Annotated in this window: 25 protein-coding genes and 1 pseudogene; 15 read left to right on the top strand and 11 right to left on the bottom strand. The window is 74.7% G+C overall.

The window, feature by feature from the left end:
• Positions 1–40: 40 nt before the first annotated feature.
• Entirely contained in the window at positions 41–1,780 is a 1,740-nt protein-coding gene (locus LV78_RS23865; protein ID WP_253847848.1) for a hypothetical protein, read from the bottom strand.
• Between the two features lie 116 nt (positions 1,781–1,896).
• Positions 1,897–4,140, bottom strand: a complete 2,244-nt coding sequence (locus LV78_RS23860) for a helicase-associated domain-containing protein (protein WP_253847847.1) — start codon at positions 4,138–4,140, stop codon at positions 1,897–1,899.
• Between the two features lie 65 nt (positions 4,141–4,205).
• Here LV78_RS23860 and LV78_RS23855 point away from each other — a divergent pair, with 65 nt between their 5' ends.
• From LV78_RS23855 to LV78_RS23835, 5 genes are all read left to right on the top strand, one after another.
• Positions 4,206–4,391, top strand: coding sequence for a hypothetical protein (locus LV78_RS23855; RefSeq protein WP_253847846.1), 186 nt, complete (start codon positions 4,206–4,208; stop codon positions 4,389–4,391).
• Positions 4,392–4,496: 105 nt separating this feature from the next.
• The gene (locus tag LV78_RS23850) at positions 4,497–5,900 is read left to right on the top strand and encodes an NAD-dependent malic enzyme (protein WP_253847845.1); all 1,404 of its coding nucleotides are present in this window, start codon (positions 4,497–4,499) and stop codon (positions 5,898–5,900) included.
• Between the two features lie 563 nt (positions 5,901–6,463).
• Complete coding sequence (gene moaC / locus LV78_RS23845; protein ID WP_253847844.1) at positions 6,464–6,937, top strand: cyclic pyranopterin monophosphate synthase MoaC; 474 nt, start codon at positions 6,464–6,466, stop codon at positions 6,935–6,937.
• A complete protein-coding gene (locus LV78_RS23840) occupies positions 6,934–7,416 on the top strand; it encodes a MogA/MoaB family molybdenum cofactor biosynthesis protein (protein WP_253847843.1) in 483 nt (160 codons plus the stop codon). The genes moaC and LV78_RS23840 overlap by 4 nt, the downstream gene beginning before the upstream one ends.
• Complete coding sequence (locus LV78_RS23835; RefSeq protein ID WP_253847842.1) at positions 7,413–7,838, top strand: molybdenum cofactor biosynthesis protein MoaE; 426 nt, start codon at positions 7,413–7,415, stop codon at positions 7,836–7,838. Before LV78_RS23840 ends, LV78_RS23835 begins: the two co-directional genes overlap by 4 nt.
• Before the next feature lie 747 nt (positions 7,839–8,585).
• Here LV78_RS23835 and LV78_RS23830 read toward each other — a convergent pair.
• The 3 genes from LV78_RS23830 to moaA form a co-directional block, all read right to left on the bottom strand.
• Positions 8,586–9,260 carry a LysM peptidoglycan-binding domain-containing protein gene (locus LV78_RS23830; protein WP_253847841.1) on the bottom strand — a complete coding sequence of 225 codons (675 nt, stop codon included), beginning with the start codon at positions 9,258–9,260 and terminating at the stop codon, positions 8,586–8,588.
• A gap of 362 nt (positions 9,261–9,622) precedes the next feature.
• Positions 9,623–9,886, bottom strand: a complete 264-nt coding sequence (locus LV78_RS23825) for a MoaD/ThiS family protein (protein ID WP_253847840.1) — start codon at positions 9,884–9,886, stop codon at positions 9,623–9,625.
• A gap of 1 nt (position 9,887) precedes the next feature.
• On the bottom strand, positions 9,888–10,943 hold the full coding sequence (moaA, locus tag LV78_RS23820; protein WP_253847839.1) for a GTP 3',8-cyclase MoaA: 1,056 nt from the start codon (positions 10,941–10,943) through the stop codon (positions 9,888–9,890).
• Positions 10,944–11,047: 104 nt separating this feature from the next.
• Here moaA and LV78_RS23815 point away from each other — a divergent pair, with 104 nt between their 5' ends.
• From LV78_RS23815 to LV78_RS23800, 4 genes are all read left to right on the top strand, one after another.
• Entirely contained in the window at positions 11,048–11,509 is a 462-nt protein-coding gene (locus LV78_RS23815; protein ID WP_253847838.1) for a MarR family winged helix-turn-helix transcriptional regulator, read from the top strand.
• A gap of 10 nt (positions 11,510–11,519) precedes the next feature.
• Complete coding sequence (locus LV78_RS23810; protein WP_372494988.1) at positions 11,520–12,317, top strand: HAD-IIA family hydrolase; 798 nt, start codon at positions 11,520–11,522, stop codon at positions 12,315–12,317.
• A gap of 194 nt (positions 12,318–12,511) precedes the next feature.
• The gene (locus LV78_RS23805) at positions 12,512–13,261 is read left to right on the top strand and encodes a maleylpyruvate isomerase N-terminal domain-containing protein (protein WP_253847837.1); all 750 of its coding nucleotides are present in this window, start codon (positions 12,512–12,514) and stop codon (positions 13,259–13,261) included.
• A 216-nt stretch (positions 13,262–13,477) separates the two neighbouring features.
• On the top strand, positions 13,478–14,263 hold the full coding sequence (locus tag LV78_RS23800) for a metallophosphoesterase (RefSeq protein WP_253847836.1): 786 nt from the start codon (positions 13,478–13,480) through the stop codon (positions 14,261–14,263).
• A gap of 33 nt (positions 14,264–14,296) precedes the next feature.
• Here the strand turns inward: LV78_RS23800 and LV78_RS23795 are convergent, their stop codons facing one another.
• A complete protein-coding gene (locus tag LV78_RS23795; RefSeq protein ID WP_253847835.1) occupies positions 14,297–14,671 on the bottom strand; it encodes a YccF domain-containing protein in 375 nt (124 codons plus the stop codon).
• Positions 14,672–14,703: 32 nt separating this feature from the next.
• On the opposite strand from LV78_RS23795, the gene LV78_RS23790 reads away from it, so the two are divergent.
• A complete protein-coding gene (locus tag LV78_RS23790) occupies positions 14,704–15,702 on the top strand; it encodes a Gfo/Idh/MocA family protein (protein ID WP_253847834.1) in 999 nt (332 codons plus the stop codon).
• Here LV78_RS23790 and LV78_RS40990 read toward each other — a convergent pair.
• Positions 15,680–17,293, bottom strand: a complete 1,614-nt coding sequence (locus LV78_RS40990; protein ID WP_301307233.1) for a TetR/AcrR family transcriptional regulator — start codon at positions 17,291–17,293, stop codon at positions 15,680–15,682. The genes LV78_RS23790 and LV78_RS40990 overlap by 23 nt on opposite strands.
• Here LV78_RS40990 and LV78_RS23780 point away from each other — a divergent pair.
• Complete coding sequence (locus LV78_RS23780; RefSeq protein ID WP_253847832.1) at positions 17,280–17,939, top strand: HAD family hydrolase; 660 nt, start codon at positions 17,280–17,282, stop codon at positions 17,937–17,939. The two genes, LV78_RS40990 and LV78_RS23780, sit on opposite strands and share 14 nt — an antisense overlap.
• Before the next feature lie 16 nt (positions 17,940–17,955).
• Here LV78_RS23780 and LV78_RS23775 read toward each other — a convergent pair whose 3' ends face one another.
• Positions 17,956–18,159: a hypothetical protein gene (locus tag LV78_RS23775; protein ID WP_012783110.1), complete on the bottom strand. Its 204-nt coding sequence runs from the start codon at positions 18,157–18,159 to the stop codon at positions 17,956–17,958.
• A 137-nt stretch (positions 18,160–18,296) separates the two neighbouring features.
• Here LV78_RS23775 and LV78_RS23770 point away from each other — a divergent pair, with 137 nt between their 5' ends.
• Positions 18,297–18,683 carry a cold-shock protein gene (locus LV78_RS23770; RefSeq protein WP_253848095.1) on the top strand — a complete coding sequence of 129 codons (387 nt, stop codon included), beginning with the start codon at positions 18,297–18,299 and terminating at the stop codon, positions 18,681–18,683.
• Positions 18,684–18,752: 69 nt separating this feature from the next.
• Here the strand turns inward: LV78_RS23770 and LV78_RS23765 are convergent, their stop codons facing one another.
• The 3 genes from LV78_RS23765 to LV78_RS23755 are packed head-to-tail and all read right to left on the bottom strand — an operon-like array spanning position 18,753 to position 21,759.
• Positions 18,753–19,238 carry a DUF2771 family protein gene (locus tag LV78_RS23765; protein ID WP_253847831.1) on the bottom strand — a complete coding sequence of 162 codons (486 nt, stop codon included), beginning with the start codon at positions 19,236–19,238 and terminating at the stop codon, positions 18,753–18,755.
• Positions 19,239–19,261: 23 nt separating this feature from the next.
• Positions 19,262–20,923: an MFS transporter gene (locus LV78_RS23760; protein ID WP_253847830.1), complete on the bottom strand. Its 1,662-nt coding sequence runs from the start codon at positions 20,921–20,923 to the stop codon at positions 19,262–19,264.
• Between the two features lie 56 nt (positions 20,924–20,979).
• A complete protein-coding gene (locus LV78_RS23755) occupies positions 20,980–21,759 on the bottom strand; it encodes a glutaminyl-peptide cyclotransferase (protein ID WP_253848094.1) in 780 nt (259 codons plus the stop codon).
• A 78-nt stretch (positions 21,760–21,837) separates the two neighbouring features.
• Between LV78_RS23755 and LV78_RS23750 the strand changes: the two genes are divergently transcribed.
• The 3 genes and pseudogenes from LV78_RS23750 to LV78_RS23740 form a co-directional block, all read left to right on the top strand.
• On the top strand, positions 21,838–22,779 hold the full coding sequence (locus tag LV78_RS23750; RefSeq protein ID WP_253847829.1) for a DUF3027 domain-containing protein: 942 nt from the start codon (positions 21,838–21,840) through the stop codon (positions 22,777–22,779).
• Complete coding sequence (locus tag LV78_RS23745; RefSeq protein ID WP_253847828.1) at positions 22,776–25,604, top strand: sacsin N-terminal ATP-binding-like domain-containing protein; 2,829 nt, start codon at positions 22,776–22,778, stop codon at positions 25,602–25,604. Before LV78_RS23750 ends, LV78_RS23745 begins: the two co-directional genes overlap by 4 nt.
• Positions 25,605–26,370: 766 nt before the next feature.
• Positions 26,371–26,591, top strand: a pseudogene (locus LV78_RS23740) (IS5/IS1182 family transposase); the annotation flags it as partial.

Raw genomic sequence — 26,591 nt, 5'->3', positions numbered from 1 at the left:
TTCAGCGTTCTGGCGGTTCTAGCGCTTCCTGACGGCTCGATCAGCCGCCGATGTGCAGCAGCCCGCCGAGCAGGCCGCCGTGGTGGCCGCCCAGACCCAGCAGACCGCCGTGGCCGTGGCCACCGAGGTCGAGGTCGACGTCGGCGTCGATGTCCAGGTCGAGGCCCAGCAGGTCGTCGAGCAGGTCGCCCAGCAGACCGTCGTTGTCGTGGTGGTGGATCAGCCACAGCCACTCGGCGGCGCTCAGCCTGCCGTCGGAGGCGACCTCGGTGACGTCCTCCTGCGCCTCGGCCATCGGGGCCGCGGTGGTGGTCATGACGATGTCGGTCGCGGCGGGCGCGACCTCGGCGACGGCGGGCTGCACGGCCTCGACGGCCTGCTCCACCGGCTGCTGCTGGGCGGGGACGCCCTCCTTGGAGTCGCCGCCGGTCAGCGAGCCGGTCAGCGAGCCGCTGCCGGACACGGTGGCGGTGACGGGCTTGACCGAGCCCAGGGCCGAGCCGACGGCGCTCGTCACGGTGCCGAGCGGGGTGGACGCGACCGGGGCGGTCGGCGCGGTGACGGCGGGCAGGGTCGGCGCGGTGGCCGGGTTCGAGCCCGCGATCGAGGTGATCGGGTTGGTCGCGGCCTGGGCGATGTTGCTCGCCAGGTCGGTCGCGCTGCTCACGGCGTTGCTCGCGCCCGAGAGCACGTCCTGCACGCCGGTGGTGGCGGTGTCGACGATGTCGCCCGCGCCGGACACGATGTCGGCCGCGGTGTCGGTCAGGTCGCCCGCGACCTCGCCCGCGTCACCGGCGACCTCGCCGATGCCGCCGACCGCGTCGGTCACGTCCTCGACGGTGTCGGTGACGGTGCCGGGCAGCTCGGTCACGGTGCCGGGCAGGCCGGTGACGGCGCCGGGCACGACGGTGCCGGGCGCGGTGTCGCCACCGCTGGTGCTGTCACCGCCGCTGACGCCGGGCAGGCTCGGCAGGCCGGAGCCCGTGCCGGGGAGCACGATCACGCCGTCGTCGCCGCCACCGATGTTCAGGTCGGCGTCGACGTCCGCGTCGAGGTCGATGTCCAGCAGGTCGCCCAGGTCGAGCAGACCGCCGTGGCCGCCGAGCAGGCCGCCGAGGAGGCCGTGGTGCCCGCCGTCGAGGTCCAGGTCCACGACCGCGTCGAGGTCGACGTCGCCGAGCAGGTCGCCCAGCAGGCCGTCGTTCCCGTCGCCGAGCAGGTCGCCCAGGAGGCCGTCGTTCCCGTCGCCGAGGTCGAGGTCGACGTCCGCGTCGAGGTTCACGTCGCCGAGCAGGTCGCCCAGCAGGCCGTCACCGTCGCCGAGCAGGTCGTCCAGGTCGAGCAGGCCGCCGTCGGAGCCGAGCACGGCGTCGACGTCGAGGTCGATGTCGCCCAGCAGGTCGTTGCCGCCGAGCAGGTCGCCCACGTTCACCACCGCGTGGGTCTGGTCGAGCAGGTCGTCCAGGTCGGACGGGTCGATCACGACCGTCGCGCCGTCGAGCAGGTCTTCCAGGTCGCCGACGGACCACAGGGACCCGTTGCCGAGCACGTCCTGCAGGTCGTCCAGGGTCCACCAGTGGCACCAGTGGTCGTCGCCACCGAGCGACAGGGACAGGTCGATGTCCCCGTCCAGGTCGAGCAGGCGCTCGGTGGAACCGGTCCGCTCGGCCCCGGTCGGCGCCTCAGGGGCGACGGGGGTGGCCAGGGCGTTGCCGGCGGAGAAGGCACATGTCGCGGCGGCAACCGCGAGCACGAGCGCTCCCCTTCGGAAGATCGCCATGCGATTACTCCTCATGAATGGTCTGTTTGGGCGCACGGGAACGCCCGTTCAGACGCTAGAGGTATTGGCGATCACCGGAGGGTGATCAAGTTCCGTCGATCAGGGATGACTGACTGTCACTTCTGGACGATCGCCACCGAGGTGATCCGGTGCAGCGGGAAGCGCCGCACCTCTCCGTAGCCGACGTCCACCCCTTCCAGCACACCACCACCCACCACCTGCGGCTTTATCACCCGGCTCGCGGCCGTGCCGTGCCCGTCCACGAAGTCCACCAGCACCTCGCCCCCCTCGCGGGCGGCCTGCTGGAGCACCGCCAAGGTCACCGACGGCCCCGATCCGAGGTTCCCTGGAACCGTCACCCGTGCACCCGCGGTAGTCGTGGCCGCCCGGTCACCCGCTCGGAGCTGCCTGACGAGCTCGGCGAGCTGCTCGGACGAGGCCACCGGAGGGGGTGGCGACTTCCGCTTGCCCCTGCCGGTGATCCGCCGCCCGCCCGCGCGCAGGTCGACCACCTGGCCGCCCGCGTCCTCGGCGACCGGCGCGAAGCCCGCGCCGCGCAGCCCGGCCAGCACCTCGGCCAGCGGCAGCGGCGAGACCAGCACGGTCGGCGCGATCCGGCGCAGCTCCAGCGCGTCCGACGCGGGGTGCGCGAGCACCTCGGCGACCAGCACCGGGTCGTCGCAGCGCAGGAACGAACCAGCCGGGCCGCCGCGCAGCCGCCCGTGCTTGCGGGCGGTGTCGTCCACCAGGTAGGTCAGCGACTGCGGGACCGGCGTGCGGGAGCGGGAGCGGAACAGCTCGTGCAGGTCGTCGGCGGTGCGCCCGGAGTCGAGCGCGCGCCGCACGGTCCGCTCGTCCACCCGGTAGACGGTGGCGTGCCCGGCCGACTCGACGTCGGCGACCAGCGCCATCTCCTCGGCCAGCTCCGGCTCCAGCCTGCCGGGGGCCACCACGGTCAGGTCGGCCTGCACGAGCACGTGGTCGACCGGGTCGGGCAGCGCGTCGGCCAGCCGCTTCGCCGCAGCGACCGCGCCCTCGGTGAGCAGCGCGCGACCGGCGCCGGTCACCGCGCCGAGCGCGAGCACGCCCAGCGCCGTGCCCTCCTCGACGGTCCAGCGCACCAGCTCGTCGCGCAGCCTGCCGCCGCGCCGGGGCGCCCGCCAGGCCAGCGTCGCGGCCAGCCCGGCGACGTCGGGGGCGGCGGTGCCCGGCTCCAGCTCGGCCAGCGCCTCCAGCACCCGCCTGCGGTCCTTGGGCGCGGCGGCCCTGGCCAGCTCGGGGGCGAGCGGGTTCAGCAGCCGGTCGCGGTCGTCGCGCCCGCCGACCAGCCCCGGCAGCCTGCCCAGCTCCAGCCACGCCTGCGCGAGCACCGCCCAGCGCTGCTCAGGCCCGGCGGCCAGCCACGGGTCGGCCTGCGCGGTCGGCACCCACTCCGGCTCCAGGCCCGCGCTGTCGCCGACCAGGCCCGAGGACACCGCCAGCTCCACCAGCAGCGCGGCCCGCTCCTCGGTGACGTCCAGGTCCTTGGCCAGCTTGCGCAGCTCGCGCACGCCCAGCCCGCCGGAGCGCAGCACGGCGGGCGGCTCCTGCGACCAGGCCCCGATCAGGCCCTCGACGTGCCTGACCAGCTCCAGCACCGCGCCCGCGCCGGTGCCGTCCACCCGACCGGGGTCGAGCGCCCGGGTGCGCAGCGCGGGCTCCTCGGCGACCACGTCCCCGAGCGGCCGGTCGCCGCGCACGGCCAGCCCCACCTCGCGGGGCAGCTCCACGGTGGACTGGTCGCGGCGCACCAGCAGGCCGCGCGCGAGCAGCTTCTGGATGGGGCTGGTCGCCCGCTCCAGCGACACCACGTGCGCGGCGTCCTTGGTCTGGCCGGTCGGGCGGCCGGTCGCGAGCGCGGCCAGCACCCGCGCCTCGCCCTCGTCCAGCCCGGACAGGTCCGCGCCCGCCAGCGCGGGCACCGAGCGGCCGAGGCCGCACGGGAACGGCGACACCGCGTCGCGGGCGGCGGCCGGGACGCGCAGCGCCGAGTCCGGCCCCCACAGCAGCCCGCGCGAGCGCAGCAGCGCCACCGGTCGGGCGGCGGTGACCTTGTGCGGCTTGACCAGGGCGCGCAGCGCGGAGATCGGGACCGGGGCGCGGTCGGCGTCCAGCACCAGCAGCGCCTCCAGCGCGGTCAGCGCCAGTGAGTCCAGGTCCTCGCAGGCCCGCGCGACCGAGGAGCGGGACCCCAGCCGGGTGGCCAGGACCGAGGTGTCGGCGGGCGGGGGAGTGGCCAGGTCGGGGCGTGCGCGCAGCAGCGCGACCAGGACCTTGTCGTCCTGGGCGCGCAGCCAGTCGGCGAGTGTGGTGCCGGACATCTTCACCACGGTATATGCCGGTGGGGCACACTTGACCACGACGTAGGCACCACCGAGGAGGAATCGTGGCCAAGGCCCGCCCGGAGCGAATCGACCCCCAATGGCCGGAGGCGCCCGCCGGCCACAAGCACGCCGTGAGCGAGCTGGCCAGCGACATGCAGGGCGCGCTGTCCCCGTTCGGCGGCACCGCGTTCCCCCAGCCGCTGGAGGAGCTCGGCTACCACCACCCGAGCACCACGATCAACCGCTAGAAGGCCGGTTCGCGCGCGGCGAACGCGAGCCGCGCGCGTTCCGGAAACCGGTCGGGACTACTCTCGCTCACCAGTTTGAGCAGCCCCGAACTCGGAGGATTCCCGATGCCGGTCCCCGGCCCTGGTTACTCGATCACCGTTCGCCTGGAGGCGCCGCCCTCGGCGAGCGCTGCGGGAGACCTGACCTCCGCCGTCGGCCGGGCTGGTGGCGTCATCACCGCGTTCGACGTCGTGGAGTCCCACAACGACCGGGTGATCATCGACCTCACCTGCAACGCGCTGTCCGCGAACCACGCCAAGGACATCACCGACACCCTGGAGCAGCTGCCGGGGATCGTCGTGCGCAAGGTCTCCGACCGGACCTTCCTGGTCCACCTCGGCGGCAAGATCGAGATCTCGTCGAAGGTGCCGCTGCGCAACCGCGACGACCTCTCCCGCGCCTACACGCCCGGCGTCGCCCGCGTGTGCCAGGCGATCGCGGAGAACCCCGAGGACGCCCGCCGCCTCACCATCAAGCGCAACACCGTGGCGGTCGTCACGGACGGCTCCGCCGTGCTGGGCCTCGGCAACCTCGGCCCCGCCGCCGCGCTGCCCGTGATGGAGGGCAAGGCCGCGCTGTTCAAGAAGTTCGCGGGCGTCGACGCCTGGCCGGTCTGCCTGGACACCCAGGACACCGAGGAGATCATCCGCGCCGTCGAGCTGATCGCCCCGGTGTACGGCGGCATCAACCTGGAGGACATCGCCGCGCCGCGCTGCTTCGAGATCGAGGCCCGGCTGCGGGAGAAGCTCGACATCCCGGTGTTCCACGACGACCAGCACGGCACGGCGATCGTCGTCGTCGGCGCGCTGCGCAACGCGCTGCGCGTGGTCGGCAAGGACATCTCGGAGTGCAAGATCGTGGTCTGCGGCGTCGGCGCGGCGGGCTCGGCGATCATCCGCCTGCTGCTGAAGCAGACCCCCGGCGACGTCGTCGCGGTCGACGTGGACGGCATCGTCCACCGGGACCGGCCGGGCATGGACCCGAACCTGGCGTCCATCGCGGAGACCACGAACAAGGAGAACGTCTCCGGCAGGCTGCACGACGCGCTCGTGGGCGCGGACGTGTTCATCGGCGTCTCCGCGCCGAACCTGTTCGGGGCCGAGCAGGTCGCGACCATGAACAGCGACGCGATCGTGTTCGCGCTGGCCAACCCGGACCCGGAGATCGACCCGATGGAGGCGCAGAAGCACGCCGCCGTCGTGGCCACCGGGCGCAGCGACTTCCCGAACCAGATCAACAACGTCCTGGCGTTCCCCGGTGTGTTCCGGGGGCTGCTCGACGCGAACGCCAACACCATCACCGACGAGATGCTGCTGGCCGCCGCCACGGCGATCGCGGACGTGGTGGACGGGGAGCGGTTGAACGCGTCGTTCATCGTGCCGAGCGTGTTCGACACCACGGTCGCGCCCGCCGTGGCGGAGGCCGTGCGCAAGGTCGCGGCCGAGCTGAAGGCGGCCGAGAAGATCTGAGCTCGACCGACCGGGTCCCGCCCGGTCCGCGCGATCACGTCGCCGGGGCGCCTGAGGGCGTCCCGGCGGTGTGCGTTTCGGGGGCGGTGCGGTCGGGCGGCCCGAGGGGGCGACGCGCGGTCGGGGCGGCGCGGTCGGAGGGCCTGCGGCTTGGCGACGCGTGGTCGGGGGTGTGTGGTTGGGGCGCGCGGTCTGGCGGCTTGAGGCTCGGCGACGCGCGTTTCCGCCCGGCGTGCCCGGTGGGGCAGTGTCCCGGCGGCGCGCGTGCCTGCGCGGTGCGTTCGGCCCGGTGCGGTCGGGCGGCCCGGTGCCCGGTGGTGGCCCTGTGGTGCGCGTTCCCGCCCGGTGAGCTCGGCGGGGCAGGGTCTTGGCTGTGCGCGTTCGGGCCTGGAGCGCTCGGCGGGGCCGTGTCCCGGTTGCCTGCGGGTTCGGCTGTCCGGGGTCCGAAGTGGACGGCGCGGGGCGGTGGTCCCCCCGTCCGGTGTCGACCGGTCCGGGGGCGCGTGGGCCCGGAGGGCAGGTCGGTGGCGGGGTGCGCGGGTGGTGTTGCCTAGCATCGGGCCATGAGCCAGTTCACCCACATCGATGCGAGCGGCGCGGCGCGCATGGTCGACGTCACCGACAAGCCGGCCACCGCCCGCACCGCCGTGGCCACCGGGGTGCTGCGCACCACGGCCGAGGTCGTGCGGCTGCTGGCCGCCGACGACCTGCCCAAGGGCGACGCGCTGGCCACCGCCCGCATCGCCGGGATCATGGCCGCCAAGCGCACCTCGGACCTGGTGCCGCTGTGCCACCCGATCGCGCTGTCGAGCGTCAAGGTCGACCTGGAGCTGGGCGAGGCCGAGGTGCGGGTCACCGCGACCGTGCGCACCGCCGACCGGACCGGGGTGGAGATGGAGGCGCTGACCGCCGTGTCCGTCGCCGGGCTCGCGCTGCACGACATGGTGAAGGCCGTCGACCCGGCCGCGAGCATGGACGCGGTGCGGGTCGAGCGCAAGGAGGGCGGCAAGACCGGCCTGTGGGAGCGCCCCGCGTGAGCGCGCCGAGGACGGCCCGCGTGGTGACGGCGTCCAACCGGGCCTCGGCCGGGGTGTACGCCGACCGGGGCGGGCCGCTGATCGTCGGGTGGCTGCGCGAGCGCGGCTACGACGTGCCCGAGCCGGTGGTGGTGCCGGACGGCGAGCCGGTGGCCGAGGCGCTGCGCGCGGCGGTCGCGGACGGGGTCGCGGTGGTGGTCACGACCGGCGGCACCGGCATCAGCCCGACCGACCGCACGCCCGAGGCGACCCGGTCGGTGCTGGACTTCGAGGTCCCCGGACTGGCCGACGCCATCCGGATGTCGGGCTGGCCCGCCGTGCCCGGTTCGGTCCTCTCGCGCGGCGTCGCGGGGGTCGCCGGACGCACACTGGTGGTGAACCTGCCGGGGTCCACCGGCGGGGTGAAGGACGGTTTGGCGGTGCTCGACGCCGTGCTGGAGCACGCGGTCGAGCAGGTTGGTGGAGGTGATCACCGGTGACCGAGGTGCTGCGGGCGGCCGTGACCGAGGACCCGATCTCGGTCGACGAGCACGCGAAACTCGTGGAGCACGCGTCGGCGGGGGCGGTGGTGACGTTCTCGGGCGTCGTGCGCGACCACGACCACGGGCGGTCGGTGCGGGAGCTGGAGTACCACGGGCACCCGAGCGCGGGCGACGTCGTGGCCGAGGTGGTGGCGGACGTGGCCGGGCGCTTCGAGGGCGTCCGCGCGGTGGCGGTGTCGCACCGGGTGGGTCCGCTGGCGATCGGGGACGTGGCGCTGGCGGTGGCCGTCTCGGCGGCGCACCGGGGCGCGGCGTTCGCGGTGTGCTCGGAGCTGGTGGACGAGGTGAAGCGCAGGCTCCCGGTGTGGAAGCGGCAGGTCTTCGCGGACGGCAGCGACGAGTGGGTCAACTGCCCCTGAGCCCGGAGGGCTGGCTGAGCCGGCTGGGCCCGGTGGGCTGGCTGGGCCCGGTGGGCTGGCTGGGCTCGGTGGCCGGCTGAGCCCGGTGGGCTGGCTGAACCTGCTGAGCCCGATGGGCCCCGAGCGGGGCTGAGCGGCCCGCAGGCGCGCCAAGAGCGCGGCCTCGGGGGATCTCGCCGAGGTCGCGCTCGCGACGCGGTTCACGTGCGGGGTGTGCGGTGGGGACCGGGTGCGCCCTGGGCGGGGGTCTCCCGCTCGGTGGGCGCACCCCTGGGAACGGCCGCGCGCCGGACGAGCTGAGCGGAACGCGCGAGAACCCCGGCAGCGCGGGAACCCAGGCCGTGCGACGACACCCGGCGGCGCAAGAACGCCAGCAGCGCGACACACCCCCGGTGGTGCGAGAAGCCCGGCAGTGCGACGACCTGGCAGTGCGACGACCCCTGCGGCGCGGGAGCCCCGGCAGCGCGAGAGGCCCCGCCAACGTGACACCCCGCCAACCCGAGTCCCCGCCAACCCGAGTCCCCCGGCAGCGCGAGTCCCCCGGCAGCGCGAGTCCCCCGGCGCTGCGAGTCCCCCCCGACACGCAGGAACCCCCGACGCCTCCTGAGGGGAGGGGCGTCGGGGGTTCCACGACTTCGTCAGGCCGCCGTCAGCGGGCCTGCGGTGCCGGTCGGCCTGCCGGGTCTGCTCGCCTCGGCTTCACCACCGGCCGGTTCCCCGCCCGCGCTCCGCGCGAGCGGGGAGCGATCACTTGGTGGCGATCTTCATGCCGGTCATGATCAGGTCGGCGTTCGGGATGAACTGCTTGTTCAGCTCGTGCAGCTTGGTCCACCCGCCCTCGACCTTCAGCTCCGAGGCGATCGTCGACAGGGTGTCCCCGGCCTTGATCTCGTAGTCGCCGTTCGGGTTGCTCTGGGGCAGCGCCACGACCACGGGGGCCGCCTGCTGCTGCACGGGGGCCGTCGCGCGCTTCTGCGGCGTCGACTGCTTCTGGGGCGCGGGCGCCGCCTGCTGGGGCGCGGGCGCGGTGCGCGCGGGGGCCGCGCCGCCGCCGAGGCCCTTGGGGCCGCAGACGGGCCAGGCGCCGATGCCCTGGGTCTTCATGACGTTCTCGGCCACCCGGATCTGCTCGGCCCTGGAGGCCTGGTGGGCCATCCCGGAACCGCCGTGGCTGCTCCAGGTCGACGGGCTGAACTGCAGGCCGCCGTAGTACCCGTTGCCGGTGTTGATGCTCCAGTTGCCGCCGCTCTCGCACGCCGCGACGGCGTCCCAGTTCACGCCGGAGCCCTGCGCGGACGCCGTGCCCGCCATGGCCAGCGGGGCGCCGACGATGACGCCCGCCACGGCCACCTTCGCGATGCCGCGAACGGCCGCGTTGGCGCGGAGGGACTGGAAACGGTGCTTGCCTCGGTAAACCGCCATCTGCCTCTCAGCCCGCTGCCCTGCCACTGGGGACTCCGGATTCGGGCCCGGTGTCCCCCGCCCCCGCCCGGCGGATGTCTCTCGCTCGGGGTGTGTGCCGGGGGCCGCAGGACGGGGTTCAGGCGCGGTCTCCCGGGTCTCGCTGGTTGGTCGGGGCCAACCGAGAAGCGACCGTACGTAGCCGTGGACCGGCTCGCCAAACGTTCTGGACTGTGACGGCAGTCACTGTAACGTTTCACGAGGCCGGGTCGACCCGGTGATAACCGCAGCTCAGGACGTACGTTACCGTCCCGTTTCCATTCCGAGATTTGGCGATATCAATTACCGTCGGTGAGTCATGGGTCACCTCTTCGGGCCAGTGATCAACCGCCCGCGAACGGGGGCAGCACGTCCAGCTCGGCCCCTGCGGACACCGCTGCGGCGTGGTCCCGGACCGCGACCCCGTCCAGCAGGAAGCTCGACGCCGCCAGCACGCGGGTCAGGTTCGCGCCGTGCTTCGCGCGCACGACGTCGAGCACGTGCGCCACGGTCGTCCCGGACACCTCGCCCGGCACCGCCAGGGTCTCGGCGGGCACCCCGGCGGCGGCGCGCGCCCCCGCGAAGTAGCGGACGGTCAGCTCGACCACGTCATCCTCCGATAGCGCTCATGGGGCGGTCCGGCTGCGCGAACCCGTCCCCGTCGATCCCGTGCCCCTCGGCCTTGGCCCAGGCGTTGCCCCGCCACCGCTCGGCGATCTCCTCGTCCGAGGCCCCCGAGCGCAGCAGCGCCCGCAGGTCGGTCTCCGCGCCGCTGAACAGGCAGTTGCGCACCTGCCCGTCGGCGGTCAGCCGGGTCCGGTCGCAGGCCCCGCAGAACGGCCGGGTCACCGCCGCGATCACGCCCACCACCGACGGCCCGCCGTCGACCACCCACCGCTCGGCGGGCGCGGCGCCGCGCACCGGCACCGGGGCCAGGTCGAACCGGGTCCCCAGCGCGTCCAGGATCTCCCGCGCGGTCACCATCTCCGACCGGTCCCAGCCGTGCTGCGGGTCGAGCGGCATCTGCTCGATGAACCGCAGCTGGTAGCCGTGCTCGACGGCGAACTCCAGCAGGGTCACCGCCTCGTCGTCGTTCACCCCGCGCATCAGCACCGAGTTGATCTTCACGGGCTCCAGCCCGGCCGCGCGCGCCGCCGCGAGCCCCTCCAGCACGTCGGGCAGCCGGTCCCGCCGGGTCAGCTCGCGGAACCGCTCGCGGTCCAGCGTGTCCAGCGACACGTTCACCCGGTCCAGCCCCGCCGCCCTCAGCCCGGCCGCGCGCGCCGCGAGCGAGATGCCGTTGGTCGTCATCGACACGCGGGGCTTCGGCTCCAGCGCCGAGGTCGCCGCCAGCACGCCCTCCAGCCCCTTGCGGAGCAGCGGTTCGCCGCCGGTGAACCGGACGTCGGTCACGCCGAGCCGGGTCACCGCGATCCCGATGACCCTGACCAGCTCCTCGTCGGAGAGGAGCTCGGGCTTGCGCAACCAGTCCAGGCCCTCGGCGGGCATGCAGTAGGTGCAGCGCAGGTTGCACTTGTCGGTGAGCGAGACCCTGAGGTCGGTCGCCACCCGACCGAACCGGTCGATGAGCGCGGGGGACTCCGGACGTGCGGTGACGTGGGGGGCACTGCGCACGACGGGTAGTCCCAAGTCGACTGCCGTCACCCCGACCAGGGTAATGGGCTCACTCGCCGGGACGGCCCGGTGTAACGGGCATAACCGGCAGAGCGGTCGTTCTGCCTGCCTGGACGGGGGCTAAATTCCTCCGCATGAGCGAGCACGACGTCCCCGCCGAGGAACTGGAGCGGTTCAGCGCGCACGCGCGGGAGACGGGCGCGCTCACCGCGCTGCTGCACGGCAGGGCGGCGGAGCGGATGGGCCTGTCCACGACGGACGAGAAGTGCCTCGGCCTCGCGCTCGCCACCGACGCCCCGGTCACCGCCGGTCGGATAGCGGAGCTCTCCGGCCTGTCCACCGGCGCGGTGACCGGCGTCATCGACCGCTTGGAGCGCGCGGGCTACGTGCGCCGCGTCCGCGACCCGCACGACCGGCGCAAGGTGCTCGTGGAGGTGTCCGGGCCGAGGGCGGGCGAGGTCGCCGCGCTGTTCCGGGACGGCGTCGAGGTGCTGGAGGCCACCCTGCGCGGGTTCACCCGCGAGGAGCGCGCGGTGGTCGAGCGCTACCAGCTCGCCCTGCTGGAGACGATCCGCGGTCGCGTGGCCGACGCCTGATCCTGGGATCATGGCCGCCATGGGCTGGAACTACCTCATGGACATGGACGGCGTGCTGGTGCACGAGGAGCACCCGATCCCCGGTTCCGGTGAGTTCGTCGCCGAGCTGACCGCGGCCGGGATCCCCTTCCTCGTGCTGACGAACAACTCCATCTACACGCCCAGGGACCTGCGCGCCCGGCTGTCGCGGACCGGGCTGGAGGTGCCGGAGACGGCGATCTGGACGTCCGCGCTGGCCACCGCCCGGTTCCTGGACTCGCAGCGCCCCGGCGGCTCGGCGTTCGTCATCGGCGAGGCCGGGCTGACCACGGCGCTGCACGAGGTCGGCTACGTGCTGACCGACCGCGACCCCGACTACGTGGTGCTCGGCGAGACCCGCACCTACAGCTTCACCGCCATCACCAAGGCGATCCGGCTGGTCGAGGAGGGCGCGAAGTTCATCGCCACCAACCCGGACGCCACCGGTCCCTCGCGCGAGGGCTCGCTGCCCGCGACCGGCGCGGTCGCGGCGCTGATCGAGCGGGCCACCGGGCGCGAGCCGTACTACGTGGGCAAGCCGAACTCGCTGATGATGAGGTCGGCGCTGCGGGCGCTGGGCGCGCACTCGGAGAACACGCTCATGATCGGCGACCGGATGGACACCGACGTGCGCGCCGGGCTGGAGGCCGGGCTGCGGACGATCCTGGTGCTCAGCGGCATCTCGGCGGAGTCGACGGCCGAGCTGTACCCGTACCGGCCGACGCGGGTGCTGAAGTCCATCGCGGACCTGGTGGGGCACTCGGCGGACCCGTTCGGCGAGCTGGGCTGAGCCGGGCCGGACTGGGCTGGGCCGGACTGGGCTGGGCTGGGCCGAGCCGGACCAGGCTGAGCCGGGCTGGAGGCCGGGCGGTCCGCCGCGACCCGCCGACCCGCCGACCCGAGCGCGGCAGCGGCGCTGCGCCGTCCGGTGCGCGCGCTGCCGAACCACCTGGTCGGGTGAAGTGCCACCGCTACCGTCCCGGTGTGGGCATCGATCTGCGGGCAGCGGTGGCTGAGCACGGCGACGGTCTCGAGGCGGCGGCGCGCGGGCGGTTCGACGCGCCCGTGCCCGCCTGTCCCGGTTGGGTGGTGGGCGACCTGGTCCGCCACGTCGCCGAGGTGCAGCTGTGGTGGGCGGCGGCGCTGCCCGCCGGTGGCGCCGCGCCCGAAGTCGACGAGGTGCGCCGCGAGGTCGGCGAGCTGTTCGACGGCGAGGGGCCGGACGGCCTGTGGCTCGCGTCCGCGCGCCTGCGCGACGCGGCCGGGCGGGTCGGGGACGACGCGCCGGTGTGGGCCTGGTGGTCGCCGACCGGGCGGACCCCGGCGACCGAGGTGCTGCGCAGGGTGGCGCACGAGCTGGTGGTGCACCGCCACGACGCCTGCGCGGCGGTCGGCGAGCCGGTGACCGCGTCCCCCGAGCTGGCCGAGGACGGGGTGGCCGAGTTCGCCGAGCGCCTCCTGGGCGGCGACCTCGCGCGACCGGGCGTGGTGGAGCTGCGGGCCGTCGACACCGGCCGGACCTGGCTGATCGGGTCGGCGGGCGACGGGCTCCGGTTGCTCGACGCCGCCGAGGCCGACCGGGTCCGCGCGGGTGGAGGGGCCGGTGGCGCGCTGTCCGGGACGGCCGAGCTGCTGCACCTGGCGCTGTGGCGGCGGGTGGCGCCGGACCGGCTGGTGGTCGAGGGGGACGGCGAGCTGGTGCGCGCCGCGATCACCGCCTCCCGCCTGGGCTGACGGCGTCCGGCCCGGCCCGCCGTGACCTCCGCCGCCCTGTGTCCTTCGCCACCGCGCCCTCGGGTTTCGCCTGGCCGGGAGCGTGGGTAGCGCCGCGCGGCGCGGAGCAGCGCCCGCGCAGTTGATCACCCCTGCGGGGGAGACCGGCGGGGCGGTCGTGGAGGTCATCTGATCGACTTGCCCGCACCACCCCGCGCCGTCGCATATCGTCGCTGTGTGGAACGCCAGCTTTACGTGGTCGGCGACGTGCACGGCCACCTCGCCGAACTCACCCGCGCGCTCAACGCGGCAGGCCTCGTGGACGACTCCGGGGACTGGAGCGGCGGTGACGCGGAGCTGTGGTTCCTCGGCGACTTCGTCGACCGCGGTCCCGACGGGATCGGCGTCATCGACCTCGTCATGCGGCTCTCCGCGCAGGCGGGCGAGAGCGGCGGGCGGGTCGACTCGCTGGTCGGCAACCACGAGGTGCTGCTGCTCGGGATGCACCGCTTCGGCGACGAGGACGTGCCCGGCGCGCCCACCCCGCGCAGCTTCGCCAAGAGCTGGAACCTCAACGGCGGCCTGCGCAGCGACCAGGAGCGGCTCACCCCCGAGCACATCGAGTGGCTGACCAGCCGCGAGGTCGTGCACCTGGTGGACGACCACCTGCTGATGCACTCCGACACGCTCGCCTACCTGGAGTGGGGCGGCACCGTGGAGGAGGTCAACGAGGCGGTGCGCGCGATCCTCACCGGCGACGACCTGCCGCAGTGGTGGGAGTGCTGGCGCAAGATGACCACCCGCTACGCGTTCCGGGGCCCCGAGGGCGGGGTCGTCGCGGGCGAGCTGCTCAAGCTCATGGGCGGCACGGAGATCGTGCACGGGCACAGCGTCTTCGCCGACCAGCTCGGCGTCATGCCCGAGGAGGTCGACGGCCCGCTGCGGTACGCGGACGACCGGGTCCTCGCGGTCGACGCGGGCCTGTACAGCGGCGGGCCGTGCCTGGTGGTCGAGCTGCGCTGAGGCAGGCGACCTGCCCCAGCGGGGGATCGGGGATCAGGGGCGGTCGACGATGACCTTGCCCAGCGGCATCAGCGACACCGGGATGAGCTTGAAGTTCGCGATGCCCATCGGGATGCCGATGATCGTGACGCACAGCAGGGCTCCGGTCACGATGTGCCCGAGCGCCAGCCACCACCCGGCGACGACGATCCAGATGATGTTGCCCAGGAGCGAGGCGGCCCCGGCGTCGTGCCGGTCGACCACGTCCCGGCCGAACGGCCACAGCGCGTAGTTCGCGATGCGGAACGAGGCGAGCCCCCAGGGGATCGTGATGATGAAGATGCAGCAGATCACCCCCGCGAACGCGTAACCGACCGCGAGCCAGAAGCCGCTGATCACCAGCCAGATGAGGTTGAGCACGAGGCGCATACCACCATCCTGCCCGATTAAGCTCACCCATCGTGCTGAAAACAGTTCGCTGGGGAATCGTCGCCACGGGTGGCATCGCCGACGTCGTCACCGCAGACCTGCTCGCGCTGGAGGGCTCCGAAGCCCTCGCGGTCTCCTCCCGCAAGCTCGAACGGGCCGAGGAGTTCGCCGCCAAGCACGGCATCCCGCGCGCGTACGGGAGCGTTGAGGAGCTGGTCGCGGACCCCGACGTGGACGTCGTCTACGTCGCCACGCCGCACGCCCAGCACCGCTCCGCCGCCCGCCTCGCCCTCGAAGCGGGCAAGCACGTGCTGTGCGAGAAGCCCATGACGCTCACCGTCGAGGACACCCGCGAGCTGGTCGAGCTGGCCCGCGAGCGCGGCCTGTTCCTCATGGAGGCCATCTGGACCAGGTTCAACCCGCTCATCCGCCAGGTCCGCGCGGCCGTCGCGGACGGCGAGATCGGCGACGTGCGCAGCGTGCGCGCCGACTTCGGCTTCGCCCTCCCGTTCGAGCCCGAGCACCGGCTGTGGAACCTGGAGCTCGGCGGCGGGTCCCTGATGGACCTCGGCCTGTACCCGGTCTCGATCGCCCAGATGCTGCTCGGCGACCCGAGGACCATCCAGGTCACCGGCTCCCTCGCCCCGTCCGGGGTGGACGCAGAGGCCGCGCTGCTGCTCGGCTACGAGAGCGGCGCGCAGGCGCTGCTCACCTCCACGTTGACCACCTCGCCCGGCTCGTACGCGACGGTGTTCGGCACGAAGGGCCGCATCGACCTGCACCAGCCCGCGCACTGCCCGACCCGCGTCGTGATCAACGACGTGGAGCGCACCGCCGAGCTGGAGGGCTCCGGGTACGTGCCGCAGCTGCGCGAGGTGGCCGACCGGGTGCGCGCCGGTGACACCGAGAGCCCGGACATGTCCTGGGCTGACTCGCTGTCCATCGCGCGCGTGCTGGCCGAGGGCGTCGCGCAGCTCGGCGTCCACTACCCCGCGCCCGCCAGGGACGTCACCCCGCCCGCTGCGGGCTAGGCCCCAGCAGGGCCGCCGCGACCACCGTCACGGCCTCGACGGCGCAGTCGGCCGCCCGGTCGACCGCGCGGTCGGGGCCGTGGTCGGGGGTCAGCAGGTGGCTGAGCGCCAGCCGGGTCAGCACGTCCGCCGCGAACGCGATCCGCGCGGGCGGCAGGTCCGGCCGGTGCCTGGCCAGGTGCTCGCCGATGGCGGGCGCCACGAGGTCGAGCACCCAGCCGCCGCGCGTGGTGAGCATCGGCAGCATGTCGTCGGCGTCGGTGCCGGTGAGGACCGAGCGGGCCAGCGGGTCGAGCCGGGTGAGCGCGTGCACCTGCCGCACGGCCTCCGCGACCCCCTCCACCGCGCCCGGCGAGCGGGCCAGGCAGGCGCGGGCGGCGTCCACGAACTCAGCGGTCTTGACCAGCGCGACGGCCTCGACCAGCCGCTGCTTGTTGCCGTGCTCGTTGTAGACGGTCTGCCTGCTCACCCCGGCGCGCGAGGCGACGTCGGCGACCCGCAGCCCGCGCGCGCCGTGCTCGGCGACCAGCGCGACGGCGGCGTCGATGATCGGGCCGGGGCCGGTGGTCGGGGTCGCCGGGATGGGGGCGGTGGCGGGTTCCCAGCGGGTGGGGCGGGGTGCGGTGGGGGCGCCGGTCGCGCCCGGAGGTGCTGCCGGGTGGGGCGGGGGTGTCGTGGGGGAGAGACCGGGCTGCTGCGGGTGCGTGGGGGCGGGACCGGCAGGCGTGCGCGCGCAGGCGGGACCCGCAGGCGGGTGTGGACGCGCGGTGTTCGGGTCCTCGGGCGAGGGCGGGTGCGCTGCCGCAGAGCTTTCGGGGCTTTCGGGCGCGGGTCGATCTGCGGCGGGGGAGCCCTGGGGCGGGGGCGCGGCGGCACGGCCCGTGGCCGGGTGTGGACGCGCGGCGGTCGGGCTCTCGGGCGAGGGCGCGGAGCTTGTGGGCGCGGGCCGGTCTCCGGCGGGGGAGCCCTGGGGCGGGCGTGCGTCGGCAGACCCCGCGTGCGGGTGCGGGCGTGCGGCGGCAGGACCTGCGGGTGTGGGCGGGTCTGCGGTGGGGGAGCCCTCGTGCGGGCGTGCGGCGGCGCCTTCGGACCGGCGTGGGTGTGCTGCGGAGGAGCCCTCGGGTGGGCGCGGACCTGCGGTGGAGCGGGTTTCGGGCCGGTCCGGCCCGGTGCTGGGCGCGGGGTCGAGCGGGCGCGCGTCGGTGCGGGCTAAGGGGACGGTCGGCACGCCGCACCGGTCCGGGACCGGGCGGTCGCCCGCCGGGCGGGGTGCGGGGGTGGCCGCGCGGACGGGCGCGGCGGGCGGCCGGAGGGCCGTCGCTGGTGTGGCCTCGGGGCGCGTGGTCCCGGAGAACTCGGTCACGACGGACAGTTTTGGCACGAGCGCGGTGCCCTTGTAAAGACACGTGATCACCCGGTTACCGGGTTGGTCGACCGGCCGAGTCCGATCACCGGCCCCGAGCACCGCCCCCGAGCACCGTCCCCGATCACCGGTCCAGGAGCCCCCGGACCCGGTCGCCGTGACCCCGCTCCCAAGCCGGGCGAGCCGGGGCGGTCCGGCCCGTAGAGTGGCCCCCGTGCCGCTGACCATCGGTTTCGACCTGGACATGACCCTCATCGACCCCAGGCCCGGCATGGCCGCCGTGATGGAGGCGGTCCGCGCCGAGAGCGGCTACCCGATCGACGGCGCGCACTTCGCCGCCAACCTCGGCCCGCCCCTTGACGTCTCCTTCCGGGGCTACGGCGTGCCCGAGGAGGACATCCCCGTCCTGGTCGCCCGCTTCCGCGCGCTCTACCCGGAGATCGTCATCCCGGCGACCGTCGCGCTGCCCGGCGCGGCCGAGTCGCTCGACGCCGTGCGCGAGCTGGGCGGCACCACGGTCGTCGTCACCGGCAAGTACCGGGCGAACGCGGCGCTGCACCTGGCCGCGTTCGGCTGGGAGGTGGACCACCTGTTCGGCGAGCTGTGGTCGACCGGCAAGGCCGAGGCGCTCAAGCTGCACGGGGCCTCGGTGTACGTGGGCGACCACGTCGGCGACGTGCGCGGGGCGAAGGCCGCCGACGCGCTGTCCCTGTGCGTGGTCACCGGTCCGTGCGGCGCCGAGGAGCTGACCGAGGCGGGCGCGGACGTGGTCCTGCCCGACCTGACCGGCTTCCCCGCCTGGCTGCGCGCGAACGCCGACCGGCTCCGCGCGGGCGAGCACGCAGGCGGGATCGCGGGCGAGCGCACCGCCTGAGAGCCGGGAGCGGGCGTCAGCCCTGGCGCGCGCGGGGGCGCCGCGAGTCGCGGATCACCGTGATCACGCCCAGCGCCAGACCGGCGGGGGAGCACAGCAGCCCGAGCGCGAAGACCCAGCCGGGCAGCCCCGGCGAGCCGACGGCGAACATGGCCACCAGGGCCACGACGCCGATCGCGAACAGGCCCACTGCCAGCGGCATCATCCTCGCGGTCGTCATGCCACGAGGGTAGCCGCGCGGGGGTCGCGCTTTTGGAGGTGCCCCGGTCGAGGCCTTCTGGCTACTCTGGTGGAACGCGTCCTGGGCACGCCCGAGGGCGCGTTCGCCATGTTGGAGCAAAGGGAACGGTGAGAGCGGTGCCGACCGGCAAGGTCAAGTGGTACGACTCGGAGAAGGGCTTCGGCTTCGTCACGCAGGACGGCGGCGAGGACGTCTACGTGCGGAAGTCCGCGCTGCCCGAAGGGGTCGAGGCGCTCAAAGCCGGTCAGCGCATCGAGTTCGGCATGGCCGAGGGCCGCAGGGGGCCGCAGGCCCTGTCCGTGCGCCTGGTCGACCCGGCGCCCTCGGTGGCCGAGGCGCGCAGGCGCCCCGCCGAGGAGCTGCACGGGGTGATCGAGGACATGATCAAGCTGCTGGAGCTGCGGGTGCAGCCCGAGCTGCGCAGGGGCCGCTACCCCGAGCGCAGGAGCGCAAAGCTGATCGCCGACGCGGTCCGCGCCATCGCGCGGGATCTCGACCCGTAGACCCGCGTCCCTGGTCGACCGGAGGCGTCATCCCCGAGGGGGGCGCCTCCGCCGTCTCGCGGGGAGCGGTCAGTCCCGCTTCCGGTCGTCCACCGACAGCACCCACGTGCCGCGCGCCACGAAGTCCACGGCTGCGGTCGTGCTGCCCTCGATGCGGGTGCCCAGCTGCTGCACCTCGACGCTCTCCAGCTGATCGGTGTCGTTCGGGAGCTGGAGCGTGTACGCGTGCTGCGGCTTGTTCGGCGTGAACACCTTGCTGCGCATCGGCTCCTGCGTCACCCCGGCCGCGTCGCGGTAGGTGAACGCCACCGCCCACACGCTGTCCGCGAGCTGCGCGGGCACCGAGATCTGCACCACCTTGCCCGGCCGCACCCGCAGCACGCCCGCCGCCGCCGGGTCCACGTCGCAGTTCTCCGAGTCCAGGTCGCAGTACTGCGTGGGGGAGACCACGATCGTCCTGCCGTCGGCGTGGAAGGTCACCTCGGGGTGCGGGGGAGCACCGCAGCCGGTGGCCAGGAGCAGCGGCAACGCGGTGAGGACGACGGCTCGGCGCACGCCCCCGAGCCTACGTGGTGCGCTCAGCCGTCCGCCGCCCCGGCCCCGACCGGCCGGTCCCCGCCCCGCCGGGGCAGCAGCGATCTGCCCCGCGCGGTCAGCACCACCTGGGCCAGTCCCAGCGCGAGCAGCAGCGAGACCACCGCGAACCCGATCCACTGCTCGGTGGGCAGCAGCACGCCCAGCGCGCCGCCGAGCACCCAGCCCAGTCCGGGGAGCGCCTCCGGCCGCACGAGCGCGGACGCCCGCGACCGCTCCGGCGGGTCCTCCCGCGCGACCGCGTCCAGGGTCGTCCCCGCCACCGAGCCCGCCGCCGCCCCGACCAGCCCGGCCACCGCCACCGGCACCAGCCCCGGCAGCGCCGCGGCCACCACCGCCGAGGCCAGCGCCGCCGCGACGCAGCCGATCAGCACCCGGTCCGGTGAGCCGACCCGCAGGCGCGCGCCGACCGCGCCGCCCAGCAGGCTGCCCGCGCCCGCCGCCGCCACCACCGCGCCGAGCAGCAGCAGCTGCTGGAGCGGGTCGTACTCGACCTCCGCCCGCGCCAGGAACGCCGCGAACGGGACCAGGAAGCCCGCGAGCACCAGGACCGACCCGTTCGCCCACAGCGCGGCCACCACCGCGCGGCCGAGCGGCGGTCGCCCGCGCTCCCGGCCCGCCGCGTCCGGCGCCCCGCCCTCGGCGACCTCCGCGCCCGCCGGGACGCGCAGGCAGCACCAGGCGTTCGCCACGCACAACCCGGCGCCGAGCCACAGCGCGCCCGGCGAGCCGAACGTGTTCACCAGCCCGATCGCCGCCAACCCGGACACCCCGCCCGCGACCAGCCCGGACACCGCCAGACGGCGGTCGGCCCTGGCCCGCGCGACCTCGGGCGGCAGCACCCCCTGGGTGATCGCCTCCCGCAGCGCGCCGAACGACCCGGACAGCAGCACGCCGACCAGCGCGAGCGGGTACAGCGCCCAGCTGTCGAAGTGCAGCGCCAGCACCACCGCCACCACCGCGCGCAGCGCGCCCGACCCGGCCAGCGCCCACCGCCGCCCGCGCCGCAGCCGGTCCAGCGCCGGGCCGAGCAGCGGGGCGAGCAGCGCGAACGGGACGGCGGTGACCAGCAGGAAGAGCCCCGCTCGGGTCTTGGACTCGTCCACCCCGGCGGAGAAGAACAGCGCGTTCGCCAGCGCCACGGCCAGCGCCGCGTCGGCGGCCCGGTGCAGCATCACCGCGTAGGTGAGCGAGGACAGCCCGGACTCCCCGGCGCCGTCGGCGTTCGCGGCGGTGCGCAACCGGCCGAGGCCCACCGAGGACAGCAGCTTCGCCCGGTACAGCGCGACGCGGGTGACGGTCAGCTTCCTGGGCAGCTGGGTCGGCTTGTGGGTGGGCTTGGTGCGCGCGTCGTGGCCGGGCATCGGCTTGGTGCGCCGGGGTCCGGCGGGGTCGGTCGGTTCGGTGTCCCGATCCGCGCCGCCCCGCTCCCGGCCCCGCTCGTCGTAGGCGTCGCGGTCGTAGTGGTCCCGCTCGGCGCGCCCGCGCCCGCGCTCCCGGCTGCGCCGGTCGTAGCCGTCGGGGTCGTAGGTCTCCCAGGGCGCGCTGCCCGAGCGCTTCCGCCCCGCGCCCCCTGCTGCGGGCCGGGTCTCGTCCTCTCGCGGGTGATCCCCCCGCGCGTGATCGCGATCGTCGGACGGGCTCATCCCGACCATCCTGCCGCAACGGGCACGCCCTGTCGCGGATCGCGGCGGGGCGCCGGTCAGCCCGAGGTGAAGCGCACCCGGAACATGCTCGGCCAGTTCTTGCCGGTGACCAGGAACTCGTCCGAGCCAGGCACCGAGGCGATCCCGTTCAGCACGTCCGACGCGGGAACGCCCTCCGGCCGCAGCGACGACAGGTCCGCCACCAGGTCGACCGCGCCGGTGGCCGGGTCGATCCGCACCACCTCGTCGGTCTGCCACACGTTCGCCCACACCCGCCCGTCGACGCACTCCAGCTCGTTGAGGTCCGCCAGCGGCTCCCCGCCCCGCGTGACCTCGACCCGCCCCCGCTCGTCGAACGTCGCCGGGTCGCGGAAGGTCAGCTCGGCGGTGCCGTCGCTCATCACCAGCCGCCCGCCGTCGAGGCACAGGCCCCAGCCCTCGCCCTCGTACGGGACGCGGCGCACCTCGGCCAGCGACGCCCGGTCCCGCTCGATCGCCACGCCGTCGCGCCAGGTGAGCTGCCAGATCCGCTCACCCGCCACGGTGATCCCCTCGCCGAACAGCGGGGACGGCAGGTCCACCTTCCTGCGGACCTCGCCGGTCGCCGGGTCGACCTCGCGGATGCTCGACCGGCCCTCCAGCCCGGTGCCCTCGTAGAGCACGTCCCCGGACAGCTCAAGGCCCTGGGTGAACGCGTCGGGGTCGTGCGGGACCACTCCCAGGACCTCGGGCCTGGCGGTGGCCGGTGTGGACGGTCCAGCGGGTTCGGTCGACCGAACGCCGTCTCCGCCGGACGAGCAGCCCGACAGCACCGCCACCACCACGACCGGGACCATCGACACCGCGAACCAGCGCACGTCCGAAAGGGTGGCACGTGTGCGCGGCGCGGCGAAGACGTGCGGCACAATCCACCTGTGACCGCCACGCCGACTCAGCAGCCCCAGCCAGTGCTCGCCGACCCCGCGGCCGTGCGGCTCGCGCGCGACGCGGCGCAGGAGGAAGCCGGATCGGAGCACGTGGGGGCCCACGTCGGGCTCCTCGCCGAGGACGAGACGTCGGTCACCCACTTCTTCGAGGCCGAGCACGCCGGCTACCGGGGCTGGCAGTGGGCCGTCACGGTCGCCTACGCGGGCGAGGGCTCGCCGGTCTCGGTCAGCGAGGCCGTGCTGCTGCCCGGCAACGACGCGCTGGTCGCCCCGCAGTGGGTGCCGTGGAACGAGCGGGTCCGCGCCGGTGACCTCGGCGTCGGCGACCTGCTGCCCGCGTCCCCCGACGACCCCAGGCTCGCGCCCGGCTACGTCGAGTCCGAGGACCCGGCGGTCGAGGAGGTCGCGCTGGAGGTCGGGCTCGGCCGGGTGCGCGTGCTGTCCCGCGAGGGCGTGCTGGACGCGGCCGAGCGCTGGCACGGCGGCGACTTCGGGCCGCGCAGCGAGATGGCGCGCAGCGCGCCCGCCGCGTGCGGCACCTGCGGTTTCTACCTGCGCATCGCCGGGGCGCTCGGTTCGGCGTTCGGGGTGTGCGGGAACGAGCTGACGCCTGCGGACGGGCACGTGGTGCACGTCGAGTACGGGTGCGGCGCGCACTCCGAGGTCGAGGTGGAGGGCGGTTCGGCGGTGCCGGTGGCGGACGTCGTGTACGACGACGCGCTGCTGGAGGTCGAGGTGAACGAGCCCGCCGCCAAGGCCACCGACGAGGTCGTCGCGGAGGCCGCCGACGGCGCCGCCGGCGAGGGCGACACGCCCGGCGCCGTGGACGGGGTCGAGCGGGTTTCCGACGCCGACGGCGCGGCAGGCGCCGCCGACGCTTCCGGGGTTTCCGACGCTTCCGGGGTTTCCGCCGGGACGACAGCCCGGTGAGCGCGGACCACTTCGGCACCGGGGCCCTGCGGGAGTCGGTGCTCGCCGCCTGGCGCGGTTCGCCCACCCGCTTCCGGGAGGACGCCAACGCCGAGGAGGACCTGCGGCTCGGCGGTTACCGCGACCGGCTGCTGGTCGAGCTGGCGCAGAACGCGGCGGACGCGGCCGGTGCGGAACCGGGCGTGCTGCGGCTGTCCCTGGTGGACGGCGAGTTCCGCGCGGCCAACACCGGCGCGCCGCTGACCGCCGACGGCGTGGCGGCGCTCGCGTCGCTGCGCGCCTCGGCGAAGAACTCCGACGCGGTCGGCCAGTTCGGCGTCGGCTTCGCCGCCGTGCTGGCGGTGACGGACGCGCCGCGCGTGGTGTCGACCTCGGGCGGGGTCGCGTTCTCCGCCGCGCGGACCCGCGAGGCCGTGCCGGAGCTGGCGTCCAAGCGCGGCGGCGACGTGCCCGTGCTGCGCCTGGTGTGGCCGACCGACGAGGCCGGTCCGCCCGAGGGCTTCGCCACCGAGGTCAGGCTGCCGCTCACCGCCGGGAACGGCGAGGCGCTGCTGCGCGAGTGCGCCGAGCAGGCCGCCGACCTGCTGCTCGCCCTGCCGGGGCTGCGCAGGGTCGAGGTCGGCGGGCAGGCCTGGGAGCGCGCCGAGAGCGGCGACCGGGTCGTGATCACCGGTCCGGGCGGTGAGCGGACCTGGTTGGTGCACCGGGTCGGCGGCGAGCTGCCCGACCGCTTCGCGCAGGGCGTCGAGGCGCGGCCGGTGTGGTCGGCGTGCTGGGCCTACCCGGTCGACGGCGCGCTCGACGGCGAGGTGCTGCACGCGCCGACGCCCACCGACGAGAAGCTGTCCCTGCCCGCGCGCCTGATCGCCACCCTGCCCGTCGAGCCCTCGCGCCGCCGGGTGCTGGTGGGACCGGCGGTGGAGCACGTGCTGGCGATGGCCGCGAAGGCCTACCCCGCGCTGGTGGCCGCGCTGCCCGCCGTGGAGCGGACCGCGCTGGTGCCGCTGCCGGGGTTCCCGCTGTCCGAAGTGGACGGTGTGCTGAGGCAGGGCGTGCTGGCCGCGCTGCGGGACGCCGAGTGGCTGCCCAAGGCGGACGGCGGCTGGACGTCGCCGAGGCGGGCGAAGGTGCTGGACTCGCCGTCCGAGGACCTGGTCGACCTGCTGGAGGACGTGGTCCCCGGCCTGCTGGACGCCGAGCTGGTGCTGCCCGAGCACGCGCGGGCGCTGGCCGCGCTGGACGTGCCGAGGATGCCGGTGGCCGAGGTGGTGGCCGCGCTGGCGGGCATCGGCGGCGAGCCGGGCTGGTGGCACGACGTGTACACCGCGCTCCAGCCGTGGGCGGACGTGGACTCGTCGGCGCGCGAGGAGCTCGGGTCGCTCCCGGTGCCGCTCGCGGACGGCAGGCTGGTCAGCGGGCCGCGCGGCGTGCTGATGCTGGACGAGCCGATCGACTTCGACCTGACCGGGCTGCGCATCGCGCACCCGGAGGCCGTGCACCCGCTGCTGCTGCGCCTGGGCGCGGTGGAGGCAGGGGCGGGCGAGGTGCTGGACTCGGACGCGGTCCGGGACGCCGTGCGGCACAGCGCCGAGGACCCGGACGAGGACCTGGTGCACGGGGTGCTGTCCCTGGTCGCGCGGGCGGGCGGGCGTTCCTGGCTGGGCGAGCTGGCGCTGCCCGAGGCCGGTGGCGGGTGGCGGCGCGCGGACGAGCTGCTGCTGCCGGACGCGCCGCTGCGCGAGGTGCTGGCCGACGACGCGCCGTTCGGCGTGCTGGACGCGGAGTTCGCGGCGGACTGGCCGCGCGAGGTGCTGTCGGCGGTCGGCGCGGCGGACGGCTTCACGGTGCTGGTGGACGACGAGCCGACCGAGCCGGACCACGACCTGGCCGACGAGGCGGACTGGTGGGACGCGACCGACGAGCCGCCAGTGCGGGTGGTGGGCGTGCGGGACCTGGACCTGGTGGCCGAGGACCGGTGGCCCAGGGCGCTGGAGCTGATGGTGTCCGACCCCGAGGTGTGGCGCGCGGTCGCGCAGCGGGACGGGTACACCGGCTGGTGGCTGTCCCGGTACGCCAGGATCGGCGGCCGGGCGCCCAGGACGTGGCGGCTGGCAGGCGCGGTGGAGCTGGAGGGCCTGTACGACCAGGTCGACTCGGAGCTGCCCGCGCACGTCCTGGCGGCGGCCGGGGTGCGGGCCGAGCTGGCGGTGCACGACGAGGACGACGTCGTCGACCTGCTGGCGCGCCTGGGCGACGCGGAGCGGGCGGTGCCGGACGCGCTGGTGCTGAAGGCGCACGCGGCCCTGGCGGAGGTCGCGCCGGACGTGCGGGAGGGCGCGGTCGAGCCGCCGGAGCACGTGCGCGTGCTGACGGGCGCGGTGGCGTCGGCGGACGACGTGGTCGTGCCGGACCTGCCGTGGCTGCTGGCGGTCCTGCCCGGCGAGCAGGTGCTCGCGGCGGACGGGGGCGCGGCGGAGCTGGCGGAACTGCTGGAGCTGCCGCTGGCGTCCGAGGAGGTCGTCGGGGCGCTGCGGAGCGAGGGCGACGAGGTGGTGTGGGCGGAGCTCGGCGCGGTGCGCGGGGCGTGCGCCCTGCTGGGCGTCGAACTGCCGACCGGGACCGTGGTGGTGCACGACGAGCTGGTGGTCCACGCCGAGGGCGAGGAGCACGAGGTGCCGTGGTGGGTGGACGGCGAGGTGGTCCACGCGGCGGACACCCCGGAGGGGCTGGCGCGGGCGCTGGCGTGGGTGACGGGCCGGTGGGCGGACCGGCACACGTTCGCGGCGCTGATCACGGAGCCGACGCCTGCGGTTCTGCTGGGGTGAGGGCTGGAGGGGCGGGGCCGCACGGCTGGGGCTGAAGGCGGAGGGCGAGAAGGCGGGGCCGCACGGCTGGGGCGGTTAGAGCCCTGGGCTTGGGGCCCGCAGGGCCGTCGGGTTTGTCGAGCTGACCGCACTCGCGGGCTGCGGGGCGAGCGCAGCGAGCCCGCAGCCTCCCAATCCCGCGTCCCTCGTCTCCGTTTGGCCTGGCGAAGCCTAAGCGCGCTTGTCAAGATGCCGCCGCATTGTTCGGAAGACCGCCCGAATCGTACGGCGTCTTGACAAGTGTGCTTACCTGAAAGGAGGCCAAACGGAGACGAGGGACCCGGACCACCGCAGTAGTTTTCTTTAGACGGGACCACCGCCAGAACAGCGACCAGCCGGTAGAGCCTGTCCCCCTCGTTTTTGGAGGCCTGCCCCGCCGGCGAGGCGATGATTTTAAGCTTTTGGGTTTCGCCTTTAAGCTTTCGTGCTTTCCCTTTGACTTTCAAGCTTTAAAACCCAAAGTCAAGAGCTGAAGAGCACGCCTCGCCGGCGGGGCAGACCTCCAAAAACGAGGGGCACAAGCCCTGTCGGCCGGTGACCGTTGGTCCGGTGGTCCCGTTTACCACTGCGATGGGCGGGGTCCCTCATCTCCGTTTGGCCTCCTTTCAGGTAAGCACACTTGAGGTGATCTCAGTGAGGTCTGTGCTGGTCAGGTCCCGCGGGCATGGCACAGGGAGCCTTCCGGTAGGACTGGATTTGCGAAGACCCCGTCCAGGAAAGACTCCCTGTGATCCCCCATCCTGCCATCCTCGACGTCCCCCACGCACTGGCCAGGCACCTGGCCCGCCTGCTCAATGCCGAACGCCACCGCCGGGGCACCCGCGCCGGAACCCGCGCCCTGACCTGCTTTAACCAGGCCGTGTTGGGCCTGCGGTGGCTGCGCGACCACACCGACCCCGCCCGCCTGGCCCGCGACCACCGCGTCTCCCGCGCCACCGCCTACCGCTA

The sequence above is a fragment of the Actinosynnema pretiosum genome (assembly GCF_024171695.1).
GTDB lineage: Bacteria > Actinomycetota > Actinomycetes > Mycobacteriales > Pseudonocardiaceae > Actinosynnema > Actinosynnema pretiosum.
Note: the sequence above shows the minus strand (reverse complement) of the source record. Positions and strands in the feature narration are given on the sequence as shown.